The organism is Neisseria yangbaofengii (assembly GCF_014898075.1).
GTDB classification, from domain to species: Bacteria; Pseudomonadota; Gammaproteobacteria; order Burkholderiales; family Neisseriaceae; genus Neisseria; species Neisseria yangbaofengii.
Genome location: NZ_CP062976.1, coordinates 1,912,186 through 1,928,357 on the forward strand (window position 1 = coordinate 1,912,186; position 16,172 = coordinate 1,928,357).

Sequence of the window (16,172 nt, forward strand, 5' to 3'; positions counted from 1 at the left end):
GATTTACTCCTCGTGTACACCGAATGCTTCATCGATTTTGTTCATTCTCCACGAATAGAAGAAAATGATGGCAATAAAGGTCAACATCGAACCTTGTTGGCCAAACCAGAAACCGATATCGATATTAAAAATCTCAATGCCCATTAAAGCCGGGCGAAGGAAGATGGCGATTACATGCGAACAGAGTGCCCACACAATCATGCAGCCCAAAATCAGACGTACATTGGCTTTCCAATAGGCCGTCATATTTTGTTTATTATCGGACATGATGCTCTCCTTATGATTGTAGAGAATACCCCGGTCATCAGTGCAAACCGCTATGCCCTGCGCCGGAATTTTTTGTTTCTTGATTTTTGATTAGTGTTACTGCAACAGGCAAAACTGCCTTGAATTCAGAATAGCACAATTCATTATGCTTTCAATATCACCCTTATAACTAAGTCCGGCAGGCCGAAATGAAAATACGCCGTATGAATCCGAATTAATAATTTATCAATAAAGTTGATAAGTTTTTTCACAAAAATTTTTATGCAACAAGCAGTTAAAAAATTTTAATCCGATTTAACCTTAGCCAATTTCATGCAGTAAAAATATTAATGTTTAGATGTTACATAAATTGAAATTGCTTTATAATTAACCTTTTTTTACACAAATTTCCTGCTTTTTTATTTGCAAAATTCAAAATTTTGGGAGTTTTTCTACAAAACCACTCAAAAATGCTGTTCAAAAAAAACCGTAAAAAGGCCGTCTGAAACACTTTCAGACGGCCTTTTGTTATCAGTTTAACTGATGATAGACATCGGTTTTTCTAATCAAAACCGATTGTTACAATTCCCATCTTATTTTCTGGCCTGTATCGCCTGCCACATCATCGCCACATTAATGGCATCGTTAAGGGCATTGTGGCGAGGCAAATCCGGAATCCGCAAAGTTTTAATCATACTGGCCATTCGTAAATCAACGTAATCGTTGTAATAGAAATTTTTCTTCACCTCTTGTTTAAAATACACCGCCGACACTTCAATCTGACGGTTCGGCAACGGAATGCCGATTAAAGGCTTCAGGAACTTATCAATCATCGCCACATCGTATTCTAAATAATAGCCCACCAGCGGCCTGCCGCCGATAAAATCCAGCAGTTGATACAAAGCCTCTTCAACCGAAATGCCGTCTGAAAGGTCTTTCGGGCGCAAACCGTGTACCGTCACATTGGTGGCCTCCATCATGCCTTCAGGCTTCACCAACACATAAAACGGTTCGCTGGTCAAAATGGTATTACCGCGGATTTTCACCGCCCCGATGGAAATGATTTCCGCCTCTTTCACATTCAGGCTTGTGGTCTCGCAATCAATGCTCACCATTTCATCAGGGTGCCCGTCATAAAGAAACGTGTATTTCGAATCTTTCAGATGATGTCGGTAATAGGCCCGTTTCAGTTTATCAAACATGGCTCACCCTCCCAGATGGAAATGATGGCGCACCGTTTGCTTAAAGCGTTTCACCACATTCAGCGAATCTTTCAGTAAATCGCGCTCGAGCGTGGAAAGCTTATCGGTATCGACCTGATTATTCAGCTTCCGCATGGGATCATTCAAGGCCATCAAGCCGCCTTTCAAACGCAAATCCATCAAATAGCCCAAAGCTTCGGCAAGATCGCGGCCGGCTTGCGGCTCCAAAATATTGCGTGCCACCAAGATATTGATACGCTCAAATGAATTATTCGCCTCCAAACGTGCTTCCAAAGCCAACGCGCGCACGCCGTGCACAATCGGGAAAATACCGATTTTTTTTACGTCCATTTTTCTATTGTTACGCTGCAGCAGACGCGGCATAAAGCGACGGCTGTGGTCTTCAAACAAATCCACCGCGCGGGCAAAATTCATCAAAATGCCGACATCTTTATCCATGCGGCGGTAAAGGTAATTATTCAGCTCATCTAATAGCGACACATCGCCCGCCACCGCTTTGGCATCGATGAAAATCGCCAAATTCATCATGTTGGCCGGAGTGGCCGAACTCAGCCAACCTCCGATCATCTTTTTAAACTCGCCAATCGGCTTGCGCCACATCGGATTGCACACCATAATCCCGCCTTTGCACGGCGGATAGCCGAAAAGCTCCAACGCGGCAGAGAATTTTTCCGCTGTCGCTTGCGCTTCGGCCAAATCCACGCCTTCGGCTAAAATCAGCGCATTGTCTTGGTCGGTTTTCAAAATCTGCTCACTGCGCCCTTCCGACCCCATTACCAATAAGCAAGAATGTTCATATAAATGCTCCGAAGCCAGCAGCCTCCATGCTTTTTCAAACAAAGCGCTGTTCGACACCCGCATCAACTGCGCCAACTGCTTTGCCCGTACGCCGTTTTTCTGCAAAGCTTGAATCGAGCCGTTCATATGTGCCGCCAGTTCGGCCAAATCGTCGATACTTTCAGCCTTTTCAATGCGCTGTACCACCACATGAGTGTGGTTGGAAAAATACGCCAAAATATCGAGCTGCTCTAAAGCGCCGATGGCTTTGCCGTTTTCGGTCACAATCACGCGCTGAATGCGCGATTCCATCATGCGCAACAAGGCATTGAACACAAAATCATCAATATCTGCGGTAATCAATTGCGGCGGCGACCACTTATATACCGGATCGTCAAACGAAGCGCCTTCAATCACAATGTCGCGGAACGCCGATTCAGTGAACAAACCGGTCTTCCCTTCATGATGTAATAAAAGCGTTTTGGTTTTGCGCTCCTTCATCACATGCGCCGCCTCCAAAACCGTTGCATTACCATCCAGCCACACCGCATTATCGCGATAAGCATCGCGCACTTTGGCCGTAAACAGGCTTTCAAATTCGTCTTCATCGGACGACTCGGAACGGTTGGCCAATTTTTCCGCTACGGAAGCATAAAAATATGAACCAAAACGGCTGTTGCCCTCCATCAAATGCAACACGCAGGCCTTCGGCAGTTTGTACACCAAGGCTTCTTCGGCCACGACAAAACTATTTTGGCTCGTCCCTTCCACCAAAGCACGTGCTTCAAAAGTATCATGCGCCCGATAAACCGCCGCCACTTCGCCATCGCAACCGACCTCCTTCACCACGCCCTTCATCACCACATACAAAAACTCAATCGGCCTATTAGGCTCGATAATCAATTCTTCGTCGCGGTAAAATGCAATATCCACCACATTTTGCAGCGTCAAGCGTTCATTGCCGTTTAACACATGATACGGCGGATAATTAAAATCAAAGCGCTCCATGCTTATTTCTCCTGTTTTTTCCGTTCTCTCAAAATTGAACAACCGTTTTATGATTTATTAAATCAACAGATTTTTCAGCATATTACAGCAAGAGTTCAAAAAACGACACCGCAAAAAAGGCCGTCTGGGCAATCTACAGATTCTCAAAAGAATCCATTAGATTTTCAGGCGGCCTAAAATATAGTGAATCCACTATACTTTAAATCAACATAACGCATTCAGCTGCAAATCGCTTAATACTTGCAATTTTATTACATAAAAATGAATTTTAAAGCAAAATGCGATAAAAAATATCGATACACGCAAACGGCAGACAAAAAAATGCACACATTCAATCAAATGTGTGCCAAGTCTACAAAGGAGAAATAGAGGAGAAACTATTAACTGACTACTCGAACCAGCTAATGAAAAGGATTATGCCAAACTCAGCGCATATATGCAAGCAATTTTCTTGTAAAATTTCTTAATTGTTGCATTTACACACTTTAAATGTAGTTTGATTTCAAATGCGCTTATTTATGACCATCATCCGCTCTAATCGTGACGACAGCTTGATATCGATCAATAACGAAAAAAAACGCGCATATCTTTTCGGATATGCGCCAAGTCTACAAAGGAGAAATAGAGGAGAAAAATCAAGTTGCATCAAACAACTCAACGAGACGTATTTTGCGCTTTTCTTTTTCGCCCGTCAACACCTATCACTAAAAAAAATTGCGATTTACATCAAAAAACCTACATTATCGGCTATTTATGCTCATTTTATTTTCGAATCAAATTAAAAAAGAAAAATAAACGAACAAAAATGTTTTTATCTGCGCCTAAGGTTTCAGACGGCTTATTCGCGCTTCAATTTTTGTTGCAAATTATATGCAGCTTCCGCCCGCTCACGGTGGCTAAGGTCAGGTAAATGCGTATTCAGTGACGACCATTTCCATTGCGAACGCGCTTTATTTAATTCAGACGGCAGTTTATGCGGCTGCCACGGCGTTTGGCCGCTTTGCAACGCCACTTGCGATTGCGCCGCATGACCGCGCTTTTGCAGGGCATTTAATAAATCCAATGCACGCGCGGCCAGCAGGGTTAAGGTTTCCGGGTCGATATGTAAGGTTTGTTTACCGGAAATCTTATCGGAAATATCCTGCACATTCGGTAATACGCCGCCCAAAATGCCGCCGATGGCCGTCCCTAAGCCAAGCGATCCGCCCAGTGTGGCAATATCGATACCAAAGCCGATTAATGCACCCGTGGCCGCGCCAGTACCTGTACGGATGCCGTATTGCACCAGCAAATCGCTGTCAAACGGATCTTGGCGGAAGGCTTTTAATGCCCAATCACCGCTCTCAATGTCATTTTGGTAGAAACGGTAAAGCTGAAACAATTGCTGCTGCATTTTGCGCTCTAATTGGCGCACTTCGGCCTGCATGGTTTGCAATGCCGGCTCCGGATTATCGTCTTCATCGATTTCCTGTTTATAAGCGGCGACATCAAGCAGAAAACCGGCAATCTCACGGCGGGCATCTTCATCCAATTTTTGCCATTCGCGGCGACGCATGCCGATTAAGCAGTCAAGAATATCGCGCTCCGGCAACATAGTGGCCAAATTGTCCCACAGGCGAATTTCACCTTCAAAATCAAAAGCAACTGTGTCAAAACCGCTGTAAACATGCAAAGTTCGGCGCGCCAGCATAGTGGTCCATTCGGTCAAATCCTGTCCGCCGATAAAGTTAAACACCGGCATCACGGGCTTGGCGCACCACGACAACACAGTCAGCTCATCTTTATATTTGTTCAGCACCGGTTCTCGTGCATCCACCACATACAAGGCCATATCGCTTTGCAGTAATTGGCGCAATACTTTGGCTTCCTGGTTGAAATCGCCTGCAGCGGCAGGGCTGCCGAGAAACTGCTGCAAACGCTCAATGCCGTCTGAACGCGATGAAGTATTGGCTTCCAACCAGTCCAACACACCTCCTGCATCTTCCAAGCCGGGGGTGTCGTATAAATACACCAGCGTATCGGTGCCGTCTGAAATGGCTGCCTGCTCGACATGGCGCGTGGTGGATGGCGCGTTTTTTACTTCGCCAAAAGTGCTGTCACGCAATAAGGTGCGCAGCAGCGACGTTTTACCGGTGTTGGTGTGGCCGACTACGGCCAGAGATAAAGGTTTTGTTTTCATGGTTTTGACTTTTCAATTTTTCAGACGGCCTGTTGACTTTGCTGTAAACGCAATTCCTGATTCAGCTTCGGTGGATTCAACCAAGCCAAATTGCGTTCATTCAAAGCCTGATGCCAATGTTGCAGGTTTTCTTGCAGGCCGTCTGAAAGATGTTGGTCGGCCAAGAGTTGCACTACCGCCCCGCCCTTGGCCGCTTCGGCCAACTGGGTGATTTGGCGTAACACGCCACGGTCGGGCACGGTATGGGCGCGCACGCCAATCAGCAATTGCGCCGACTGCTGCTGCAATTCGTTCGCCAGCGCATATACGGTACCGCGGCTGTCGGCCACGCCTTTGTCGATCCAATCTTGGCCGAGCGTGCGAGCAAACCACGAATCGTCCGGCCACTGCGTTTCCAACATCACCGCCCATTTCGGTGCATCGCTGATGTTGATTTTCGGCGACACGGCGGCAACGGTTTCACTTTGCGTATCGGCATCGATGATTTTGTTCTGCCATTGTTGGATAATTTTTTGATAATACGGTTTATCCAGCGGCAATGGTGTGCGGCTGATTTTAAGCATGATTTTACAGGCCAGCCATGCAATGAAACGCGGCAAAATACCGTAGCACACAATGCTGCCGACCAACAAGCCCGACCACGCGCGCGCATCATCAATATTACTGTTCAGACGGCCTTGCAATACCGCATTGGCATCGGGCACGGGAAAACCAATTTTCGACGGCAGCCATCCCAGCCATTCAATAGCTTTGACTGAAGCAGTATTGGTCAGCAAGGTACTTTCCCAGTTGAATGTATATTGGCGCACCAGCAACAACATCAATACGGAAATCAGCATACCCGACAAAGTCGCCAACCATAAGCTGTGTGACGTGCGGCCAATCAGCCAACGCGTGGAAGGCTGCTTCCATTCTTCAGTATATAAACGCAACATGGCCTGATTGACCGAATCTTTGCCGCGCATCCAGGTCATCGGGTGGCTGATGACATTACCGAATTTAAAGCGGAATACCACAGACACCAGCCAAATCATCAGCATAATGGTATTCATGCCCAATACGCTCGCCAAAATCAGGAAAAAATTCAAACCTTGGTTGTCCATTAGAATATAAGTGCCGGAAAAGCCGCTGGCAAACATCAACGACACGCCGACAACCCACAGCCAAAATGCCGTGCTTTTGGCGTATTCCAACGCATCCTGCAACTGATGATTGCAGTCGATCATTTCCGCGCGACGCAATATTTTACCTTCGGGCTGTCCGTCGACATGGCGCAACGATTCCGTGATTTGAGCCGGATCGGCAGGAAAAATATAATCCCGTTCTTCCAAAATGCGCACCAGTTCAGCAAGTTTGTGTTTCGGATTAAGCATAACAATAGAGGCCGTCTGAAAAATAATGCGATTTTAACATAGCTTTCCAGACAGCCCGAACCCTTTGTAAAATAAGGAATTAAGTCTGCTTAAAGAGTAATGCTTTACTGGCTAATTAAAACACTTCAATTCATTATATCTGCCTAAATGAGAATTTTAGTTCAATCTTAATGTTTTTTTGTTTTACTTTTTAAAATAATAAAATCAAAATATCTCTTTCAAGGCTAAATATTCATTTTAAATGATAATTTTTATAATGTTGTCACCAACTTTCCCTAATTTTTGCAAAATTTGTGATGTCCTAAAAAATAATGTATGCTCAAAATATGTATATTAATAAGCAGCCCTATTTTGAGAGAGTCATCATGCAAAAGAGAAATCAAAGTGTTTTATTTATTTTAACGGCTTGTGTGTCTTCGTTGGCCTTGGCAGACGAAACCGTACCGGCCAGCGGCGATACCTGGGTCGATACCCAACACAGTAAAGTACAAGGCACTTTAAAAAAATGGTCACACGGCATGGATGGCTGGTTTGGTAAAACCGATCCCAATAATCCGGCCAGCGCCAATTTACGGGTGATGGTTGATACCGAATGGAACAAATACGATGAATTTTCGGTGACCCCACGTATTCGGGGTCGCGTGAAATTGCCGGTTTTACAGGAAAAACTGAATGTCGTGTTTGGTGATGATTCCTTAGACGACGAATTCCGTAACGAAGCGAGCAACTACCGCAATCGCACCTATCGCGACAGTAAGAACTACGATTACCGCACCAACCGCGATCAAAACTCGTCTATCGCCCTGCGCTGGAACGAATTGTTTGGCAGTGGCGACATCGACACCGATTTCGATATTGGTATCCGCTCCGGCAACGATTTATATGCCCGAGTGAAAGCAAAAAAAGATTGGCAAATCAATGATAAGTTGATCACTGGTTTGGAACAGATTTACCGATACGGCTCTAAGAGCGAACACCATGTCCGTACCAATTGGGATACGCGTTACCAAGAAGACGGTAAAACCTTCATTTCCAACCAGCTCCACCTGCAATATGAACATGAAGGCGACCGAGAAGACTGGACTTGGGGTGACAACCTTTACCGCCAACACGATATAGGCAACAACCGCTACATCAATTACGGCTTGCACACCCATGGCTATATTCAGGATAAAAAATTCAACCTGAATACCTATGGTCCTTTTGCCGGCTACCGCCAACCAATTTGGCGTAAATGGTTGTTTGTACAAACTGAAGTCAACTATTTTAACGACCGCAAAGATAACCGCGATCATACCATTGGTGCGCTTGTTCGCTTTGAAGCCTTATTCTGATCCACCGATATAACAAAGCCGTCTGAAACATTTTCAGACGGCTTTTTCAATGAAAAACCGAGAAATTTTCATCTCGGTTTTTCATCATTTTATTTTGCCAAAACGGTTTCCAAACCGGCCAATACGTTTTTCAATCCTTGCCGGATTTCATCGGTATCGGCTGCAGGCCGACCGTCGGCATCCAACGCTTCTTGCGGCTGTTCTTCTGTATAAGGCAGGAAGGTATCTTTTAATTTCAATAGCTTAACTAAATCAGAACGGGTATAGCGATCGCCACCATAGCCGACAACCACACCGTTTTCATATTGCCATTGAGCAAACTCTTCCGGACTGATTTGCACCAATCGGCACACTTCGTCCAACGTAAAATAACGTTTTGCCGGAATCGAAAGATTAGCGTTGTTTGTCATAGTAATGCTCCACCATACCTTTAAGTTTTTGGCTGGCATGGAACGTCACCACTCGGCGCGCAGTAATCGGTACTTCTTCGCCGGTTTTCGGGTTGCGGCCCGGGCGTTGCGGTTTGTCGCGTAATTGGAAATTGCCGAATCCGGAAATTTTGATTTCTTCGCCGCGCGCCAAAGTACTGCGGATTTCTTCAAAAAAGAGCTCGACGATTTCTTTGGCATCGTTTTTGGTTACGTTGCTGACTTTGTCTACCAAAATATCGGCCAACTCAGCTTTAGTCAGTGTCATGTTATTACCTTCGTTTTTAATTAGGTGCAGATTATCACTAATTTTTTCTTAGAAATCAAGTATCAAAATAAAAAAATCGGTGGCTGCTCCGCCGATTTTTTTTAAATACGCCTAGCCGCGCAGCTGCGCACCGGCGCTTTGGGCGGTGACAATCAGTTTGGCCACCAGCGGCTCGACAGTTTCATCGGTCAGCGTGGTTTCCATATCCTGCAAAATCACTTTCACTGCCACGCTCTTCATGCCTTCTGCCACGCCTGCTCCACGGTACACGTCAAACACGGTGATTTCCTGAACCAGTTTGTTGGCTGCGCCGTTTAAGGCTGCCAGCAAATCATCGTGGCTCATGTTCTCGGGCATCACAAATGCCAAATCACGGCGCACGGCTTGGAATTTGGATGCCGGACGGTAACGGGTTTTCTCCCGTTCCAACACAGCGTCCATATCGATTTCAAACACCAGCGGCGCTTGCGGCAAATCGTATTTTTGCAGCCATTTCGGGTGCAGTTCGCCGACAAAACCGATTACTTTGCCGTCTGAAACAATATTGGCGGTACGGCCGTGATGCAATGCCGGATGTTCGGCTTTAACAAATGATACTTGTTTGTTTTTCAACAGATTTTCAACATCGGCTTTGATGTCGTAAAAATCGGCGGCACGGGTTTTGCTGCCCCATTGTTCCGGCTCGACCGAACCGTACCACAGGCCGCCAATGCGTTCGTTCTGCACGAAACCGCCCTGCTCGTTTTTGCTGAATACACGGGCGATTTCAAACACACGCACTCTGTTTTGCTTGCGGTTTAAATTGTTTTGCAGAATTTCCACCAAACCGCCGATTAAGGTCGAACGCATCACGGCATATTGCGCCGCCAGCGGGTTTTGCAGACGAATCGGATTATCGTTGGCAGCAAAATCACGTTCCCATGCTTCATCGACAAAAGCATAGCTCACCGCTTCCTGATAGCCTCTGGCCGCCATTTCGTTATACACCGCAAAACGGCTTCGGCGGGTTTCGGGCAAAGCCAGCATTTTCAGACGGCCTGATGTGCAATCATCTGGGATATTTTCATAACCGTACACCCGGCCGATTTCTTCCACCAAATCGGCCTCGATTTCAATATCGAAGCGGAAGCTCGGCTGGGTAACGGTGAAACCGGCTTCTGTTGCCGCCGGATTCAAACCCAAATGCTGCAAAATGGTTTCCACCTGCTGAGGCGCAACGACCACACCAAGCATTTTTTCCAAACGGCTCAAACGCAGTTCAACCTGATTCTGATTGGCGGTCGGCAACTCGCCCACTGCTTCTACGCTTTCGCCTGCCGCACCGCCGCAGATTTGCAACACCAATTCCGTTGCCCGCTCAATGGCATCTGCCTGCAATGCCCAATCCACGCCCCGCTCGAAACGGAACGAAGAATCTGATCCGAAACCGTATTGGCGGGATTTTCCGGCAATGATTTCCGGCGCAAAATACGCCGATTCCAACACAATATTAACCGTATCGTCAGAAACCGCACTCGCCTCGCCGCCCATCAGACCGGCCATGCTCAATGCGCCCTGCTCGTCTGCCACCACCAAAGTATTATCAGATAAAGCGACCGTTTTTTCATTCAGGCACGCCAGCGTTTCACCCTCGATGGCACGGCGCACAATCAGGCTGCCGTGGATTTTATCCGCATCGAAAACGTGCATCGGCTGACCCAGTTCCAACATCACATAATTGCCGATGTCCACCAACGCCGAAATGCTGCGGATACCGCTGCGCTCCAAACGCTGTTTCAGCCACGCCGGTGTAGCGGCTTTGGCGTTCACATTTTCGATTACACGGCTGATAAAGCGGCCGCAGTCTTGCGGCACATCAATGCGCACCGGCTGTTTTCGGCTGCTTGACACCGAGGCCGTCTGAATTTCGGGAAAAGCCACCGCGCACTGCGTCAGCGCCGATACTTCACGGGCAATGCCTTTCACGCTCAAACAGTCGGTACGGTTCGGCGTAATTTTCAGGGTAAACAGCGTGTCGTCCAAATCCAGATATTCGCGAATATCCGCACCGACCGGCGCATCGTCAGGCAAAATGTGCAGACCGTCCACACCGTCGTCCGGCAAACCCAATTCATCAGTGGAACACAACATACCGTTGGACACCACGCCCCGCATTTTGGTCGGCTTGATTTTAAAGTTGCCCGGCAACACCGCACCCGGCAGCGAACACGGCACTTTAATCCCCGGCTTCACATTCGGCGCACCGCAGACAATCTGCACCAACTCGCCCTGCCCCACATCAACTTGGGTTACATTCAAACGGTCGGCATCGGGGTGTTTTTCCACCGATTTCACTTCCGCCACCACCACGCCGCTAAACGCCGGCGCAGCCGTTTCGGTTTCTTCCACTTCCAAACCCGCCATGGTCAGCAAATGCGCCAACTCATCAGCAGACAACTTCGGATCGGCTTGCGTTTTCAGCCATGAATAAGAAAATTGCATAATATTATCTTTAATTAATTGAATGTAAGTTAAAAACTACTCTTTTTCATACGAAAACCCTTTTTTAAGAATTTCCATAAACGTTTTGTTTCGACTATTAGCATCACTTACCACGGCACCAAAATCTAAAAATGCTAATTCTGATTCGATATTTTCATAGTAGCGATACCAAATTTTTCCTTGAGTGGAAAATTTCATTTTAAAATCTTGAGCTTCTAAAGATTGCTCTAGGTCATCATCAAAATCAACTAAAGCATACAACCATACTCTTTGAATATTTTTACAAACATCCCTAAGTTGTTTAATATATTTTGTTAATTCAGTAACAGCTTTTGTTTTTTCCTCCAATCTTACACCTAACCGCTTGAACTCAAAACAAACCAAATCTACTTTATCATTTTCATTTTCAATTTGATTAGAAAAAAACATCAAATAATCAGGACGATCTTCAGAATCTGTATGCTGCTGGAAAATTTTATTAAACTGCCTTGTAATTTCCTTCAATGTTATATCACTTGCTGCTTGAATATAAGTCATAAATCTATCATCCAATATCCAAGCATTGTTCCTAAATAATAGGTTATTATCACACCCTCCTAAATAGGTCTCTCGCATTGGGCTAATAATATTATGGATAACCTTTTCTCTATCTTCCGCTTTTACTTTTTGTAGTTGTTCAATTTGAATTTGCCTGAATAAAATATACTCCACAAGGTTCCTCGCAGATAAATCAAGGGCTTTTTGGTAATCTTCCTCATCTAAATTTTCTTTTTCTAAAATTTCTCTCTGCTTTTTAAAAAATTCATTTTGAGCTTCTTTGATTATATCTTGATTAGATTTAAAACCTATTTCATCGCCATCTATATAGTCCATCAAATGGGGAAACCTATTCAATAAAAAGTCTTTCCTTGAGTTTCTAATTTCCTCATATTCCTGATTAAATTCAGATGTTAAAATAGATTTAACATATTTCTTAAATACCATTTTAACTAATTTTAATTCATCAGGTTTTAATGTTAACTCTTGCCTAGTAGAATCTACACACCCTTCAAAGTGTTCTGAAACTAAGAAAAAAGTTGCTTCAAGATTGGGGAGATAATTTGGTTTATCAATAATATCAATACGTTTTGCTCGATTATCAATTGCAAAAGATGTAATTACAGATGAAACTCCACTATTCATTTCATCTTTTTTTAAGAAATAATATAAAAATGATTCAGGATTTCGAAGAACTTGTCCACTTTGATTAGATCCAATTAACTCAGAAGTTTGAAGCGGAATAGATTTAAACTCAGGAATATCTTGAATATTGATACGTGCAGAGCTCTTTTCGTTATTAATACTTGTTTTAATCAAAATTTCAAAATTTTCATTTTTTTGTTTTTTCTGAAATAAGCAAGGCAAAAATTCAGCAAAAATTTGTTCCCTTATATAGTCAGCTCGAAGAGAATCTAATTTACTAATTTTCTTGGACACTTTACCAGAAAAAGACAATCGAGTTCCTTGAGATATACCAGAAGAAATTTCATCACTTACTGAAGAATTGTTTTTTTGAAAATCATAAGAAAAGTTAAATTGTCGTTTTTTATAAAGATTTCCTTCTAAAAAATAACTAGTTATCTCAACATTCTCAAAATAAATCAAATAAACTACCCGACCTTGCCCTTTATGAGCATTGTCCTTAGTTTCCATCAATTCTGAGAATCGGTTATAATTCTCTTCATTAAACCCAATACCATTATCAACGATAATAAATTTTTTAAAATCGCTATTATCATATTCTATTCCAATATTAATTTCAGTAGCTCCCGCATCCAATGCATTAGAAACCGCTTCAAAATAAATCATTTCAAAACGGGGGTCTGGAAATAGGCGTGGAACAGCATTTTTTAAATTAATATTCATAATATCCACCTGAAGAGAATTTTTAAATAAGATAATCTATTACTTAAACTGTTTCAAAAAATTCAAATCGTTATCAAAAAACAGGCGCAGGTCGTTGACGTTGTAGCGCAGCATGGCGAAGCGGTCGAGACCGATGCCGAAGGCGAAGCCGGTATATTTTTCGGGATCGATATTGACGTTTTTCAATACGTTCGGGTGTACCATGCCGCAGCCGCCGACTTCCAGCCATTTGCCGTTTTCGCCCATAATGTCGATTTCGGCGGAAGGCTCGGTAAACGGGAAGAATGACGGACGGAAACGCACCTGCAAATCATCACGCTCGAAAAAGCGGCGGATAAAATCGGTGAACACGGCTTTCAAATCGGCGAAGGTTACGCCCTCTTCCACCCACAAACCTTCGGCTTGGTGGAACATGGGCGAGTGGGTGGCATCGCTGTCCACACGATACACCCGACCCGGCGCAATAATGCGGATTGGGGGATTTTTTTTGTCCAGCATGTAGCGGATTTGAATCGGCGAAGTGTGGGTGCGCAATACATCGCCGTTTTCTACATAAAAAGTATCCTGCATGGCACGGGCGGGGTGGTTTGCGGGAATGTTCAGGGCTTGGAAATTGTGGAAATCGTCTTCGATTTCGGGGCCGTCCGCCACTTCAAAACCCATGCCGTGAAAGAGTTCCACCACACGCTGCAAAGTCAGGGTTACAGGGTGCAACCCGCCTGCCGCCTGCCCTCGTCCCGGCAAGGTAACATCCAAGGCTTCGGCTGCCAGCTGCGCCTGTAGTTTGGCTTCGTTTAAAGCATCACGCTTGGTGTTGTAGGCCGTCTGAAATTGGTTTTTGCATTCGTTGATATGGGCACCGATGGTTTTTCGCTCTTCCGGCGACATCTGCCCCAAGGTTTTCAATAAGCCGGTTAATTGGCCGGTTTTGCCCAAATATTGGGCTTTGACTTGTTCCAAGGCGTTGAAATCGGCTGCAGATTCTACGGCGGCAATGCCTTCGGCAACGATACGGTTTACATTTTCCATAGTGATTCTTTTAGCGTTTGTAGTTGATGGCTCTCTGCCCGATTGGCTTTTGTGATATTACTCAATAAAACAAGGCCGCCTGCCCGCTTTGCCGATAACGGAAAATAAGAAAACTGCCAAGTGCAACAAAGCCGGTGGATTTCTTAATTTGATGCCCAAATCAGCCAAAGCGTTTCAGACGGCCCGAATAATAGGCCAATCCGTTTAATAAATGAGCCGTATTTTAACGTAAATTGCCATAAAAAAACAGGCTTTGAAACAAATCAACAACCTATCGGATACAGGCCGTCTGAAAAACAAGGTTACGACCATAAGAACCGGATATAGTAGATTCATTTGAAAAAGAGAACACACTAAAATTCACCAAACACGTGCATATTGCGGCACACACGCTACACCAAATTCAGCAGTAGTGTGCATGCCGCAATATGCACGTGTTCATTAATATTATGGTGAATAAACCAAATTTCCAGCTTATTTCATCCGTCATTAGCTGACACAAGTCCGATGTGTTTACGGCTGTAGCTTGCCAATTTGTATAGAAAATTCGGCGTTCTAAGCATCACTGCAATCTGCCTCCGATTTTCAGACGGCCTAAATGTTTAATATTCTGTTACTTTGTTTTAGAAAATAAAAAAAGGAAACCGAAGTTTCCTTTTTTACGCTGTTTGGATTAAGCAGCCAGAGCAGCTTTTGCTTTTTCAACCAGTTGGGCAAATGCTGCTTTGTCGAATACAGCCAAATCAGCCAATACTTTGCGGTCGATTTCGATAGACGCACGTTTCAGGCCGTTCATGAATTTGCTGTAAGACAAGCCGTTTTCACGGGCACCGGCGTTAATACGCACAATCCACAGTTGGCGGAATTGGCGTTTGCGTTGGCGACGGTCACGGTAAGCATATTGACCGGCTTTCATTACCGCTTGTTTGGCAACACGGTAAACGTTTTTACGACGGCCGCGGTAGCCTTTGGCTAAAGCGAAGATTTTTTGGTGACGGGCACGAGCGGTTACACCGCGTTTTACGCGTGGCATAGTTTAACTCCTTAAGCGTAAGGTAACATTTTAGCAACAGAAGCCAAATCGCGTTCGTTCACCATAGAGGTGCCACGCAGTTGGCGTTTGGTTTTTGTGGTTTTTTTGGTCAGAATATGACTTTTAAACGCATGACCGCGTTTTACACCACCGTTACCCAGTACTTTGAAGCGTTTTTTTGCGCTCGACTTGGTTTTCATTTTAGGCATGGGAAAACTCCATTCATTATTAGATAAGGCATAAGGGGCTTTGAAATTTAAGCATTTCAAACACTTGAAACCCAAACACCACGGTTTTTGCCGCTTTTTTCAAGCCTATTCCGTGCGACAATCGGAATAAGCCGATAATTATAGCCTTATTTTTTCTTCGGCGCAATCATCATCACCATTTGGCGGCCTTCCATTTTCGGGAAAGACTCGATTTGCGCCACTTCGGCCAAATCTTCTTTCACCCGCTCCAGAAGCTGTGCGCCCAGTTGTTGATGCGCCATCTCACGACCACGGAAACGCAGGGTAACTTTTACCTTGTCGCCGTCTGCCAAAAAGCGGTTGATGTTGCGCATTTTGATTTGGTAATCGCCCTCGTCCGTACCCGGACGGAATTTGATTTCCTTAATCTGAACCTGTTTTTGGTTTTTCTTGGCTTCGTCCCGCTTTTTGGCCATTTGGTATTTGTATTTACCGTAGTCCATAAGTTTGCACACAGGCGGTTTGGCATTTGGGGAAATCTCCACCAAATCCACCTCCTGCTCTTCAGCCATAGCCAAAGCCTCACGAACAGACACTACTCCCAACTGTTCGCCTGAATCACTGATTAATCGCACCTCTTTGGCGGTAATTTCGCCATTGATTCGTGCTTCGCGTTCTTGAGCGATGATGATACTCCTTT

Annotated in this window: 15 protein-coding genes; 2 read left to right on the top strand and 13 right to left on the bottom strand. The window is 44.8% G+C overall.

Annotated features, from left to right (window positions below; genetic code table 11):
• Window positions 1-3: 3 nt before the first annotated feature.
• The 3 genes from H4O27_RS09310 to H4O27_RS09320 all read right to left on the bottom strand — a co-directional run bounded on the left by H4O27_RS09310 (window position 4) and on the right by H4O27_RS09320 (window position 3,254).
• Window positions 4-267: a DUF4212 domain-containing protein gene (locus H4O27_RS09310; protein ID WP_095502661.1), complete on the bottom strand. Its 264-nt coding sequence runs from the start codon at window positions 265-267 to the stop codon at window positions 4-6.
• Between the two features lie 572 nt (window positions 268-839).
• The gene (locus tag H4O27_RS09315; protein ID WP_165008319.1) at window positions 840-1,448 is read right to left on the bottom strand and encodes a 3'-5' exonuclease; all 609 of its coding nucleotides are present in this window, start codon (window positions 1,446-1,448) and stop codon (window positions 840-842) included.
• 3 nt (window positions 1,449-1,451) lie between these two features.
• Window positions 1,452-3,254, bottom strand: a complete 1,803-nt coding sequence (locus H4O27_RS09320) for a DUF294 nucleotidyltransferase-like domain-containing protein (protein WP_165008321.1) — start codon at window positions 3,252-3,254, stop codon at window positions 1,452-1,454.
• 518 nt (window positions 3,255-3,772) lie between these two features.
• Here H4O27_RS09320 and H4O27_RS09325 point away from each other — a divergent pair.
• On the top strand, window positions 3,773-4,036 hold the full coding sequence (locus H4O27_RS09325) for a hypothetical protein (protein ID WP_165008323.1): 264 nt from the start codon (window positions 3,773-3,775) through the stop codon (window positions 4,034-4,036).
• Window positions 4,037-4,092: 56 nt separating this feature from the next.
• Here H4O27_RS09325 and H4O27_RS09330 read toward each other — a convergent pair whose 3' ends face one another.
• Both H4O27_RS09330 and H4O27_RS09335 read right to left on the bottom strand, forming a co-directional pair.
• On the bottom strand, window positions 4,093-5,433 hold the full coding sequence (locus tag H4O27_RS09330; protein ID WP_165008325.1) for a DUF3482 domain-containing protein: 1,341 nt from the start codon (window positions 5,431-5,433) through the stop codon (window positions 4,093-4,095).
• Between the two features lie 20 nt (window positions 5,434-5,453).
• Complete coding sequence (locus tag H4O27_RS09335; protein WP_165008327.1) at window positions 5,454-6,806, bottom strand: DUF2868 domain-containing protein; 1,353 nt, start codon at window positions 6,804-6,806, stop codon at window positions 5,454-5,456.
• Between the two features lie 365 nt (window positions 6,807-7,171).
• Between H4O27_RS09335 and H4O27_RS09340 the strand changes: the two genes are divergently transcribed.
• The gene (locus tag H4O27_RS09340; protein ID WP_193004251.1) at window positions 7,172-8,140 is read left to right on the top strand and encodes a hypothetical protein; all 969 of its coding nucleotides are present in this window, start codon (window positions 7,172-7,174) and stop codon (window positions 8,138-8,140) included.
• A gap of 89 nt (window positions 8,141-8,229) precedes the next feature.
• On the opposite strand, the gene H4O27_RS09345 is transcribed toward H4O27_RS09340, so the two are convergent.
• From H4O27_RS09345 to infC, 8 genes are all read right to left on the bottom strand, one after another.
• Window positions 8,230-8,550 (bottom strand): hypothetical protein, encoded by a 321-nt coding sequence (locus H4O27_RS09345; RefSeq protein ID WP_165008329.1) that lies wholly within the window; start codon window positions 8,548-8,550, stop codon window positions 8,230-8,232.
• Window positions 8,534-8,836 (bottom strand): integration host factor subunit alpha, encoded by a 303-nt coding sequence (locus H4O27_RS09350; RefSeq protein ID WP_003675494.1) that lies wholly within the window; start codon window positions 8,834-8,836, stop codon window positions 8,534-8,536. Before H4O27_RS09350 ends, H4O27_RS09345 begins: the two co-directional genes overlap by 17 nt.
• Before the next feature lie 111 nt (window positions 8,837-8,947).
• Window positions 8,948-11,317: a phenylalanine--tRNA ligase subunit beta gene (pheT, locus tag H4O27_RS09355; protein ID WP_165008331.1), complete on the bottom strand. Its 2,370-nt coding sequence runs from the start codon at window positions 11,315-11,317 to the stop codon at window positions 8,948-8,950.
• A gap of 36 nt (window positions 11,318-11,353) precedes the next feature.
• Window positions 11,354-13,222 carry an ATP-binding protein gene (locus H4O27_RS09360; protein WP_165008333.1) on the bottom strand — a complete coding sequence of 623 codons (1,869 nt, stop codon included), beginning with the start codon at window positions 13,220-13,222 and terminating at the stop codon, window positions 11,354-11,356.
• Window positions 13,223-13,261: 39 nt separating this feature from the next.
• Complete coding sequence (gene pheS, locus H4O27_RS09365; RefSeq protein ID WP_165008335.1) at window positions 13,262-14,251, bottom strand: phenylalanine--tRNA ligase subunit alpha; 990 nt, start codon at window positions 14,249-14,251, stop codon at window positions 13,262-13,264.
• A 673-nt stretch (window positions 14,252-14,924) separates the two neighbouring features.
• Window positions 14,925-15,284 carry a 50S ribosomal protein L20 gene (gene rplT / locus H4O27_RS09370; protein WP_002214103.1) on the bottom strand — a complete coding sequence of 120 codons (360 nt, stop codon included), beginning with the start codon at window positions 15,282-15,284 and terminating at the stop codon, window positions 14,925-14,927.
• Between the two features lie 11 nt (window positions 15,285-15,295).
• Window positions 15,296-15,493, bottom strand: coding sequence for a 50S ribosomal protein L35 (rpmI, locus tag H4O27_RS09375; protein ID WP_165008337.1), 198 nt, complete (start codon window positions 15,491-15,493; stop codon window positions 15,296-15,298).
• Window positions 15,494-15,639: 146 nt separating this feature from the next.
• A complete protein-coding gene (infC, locus tag H4O27_RS09380; RefSeq protein ID WP_193004418.1) occupies window positions 15,640-16,161 on the bottom strand; it encodes a translation initiation factor IF-3 in 522 nt (173 codons plus the stop codon).
• Window positions 16,162-16,172 lie beyond the last annotated feature (11 nt).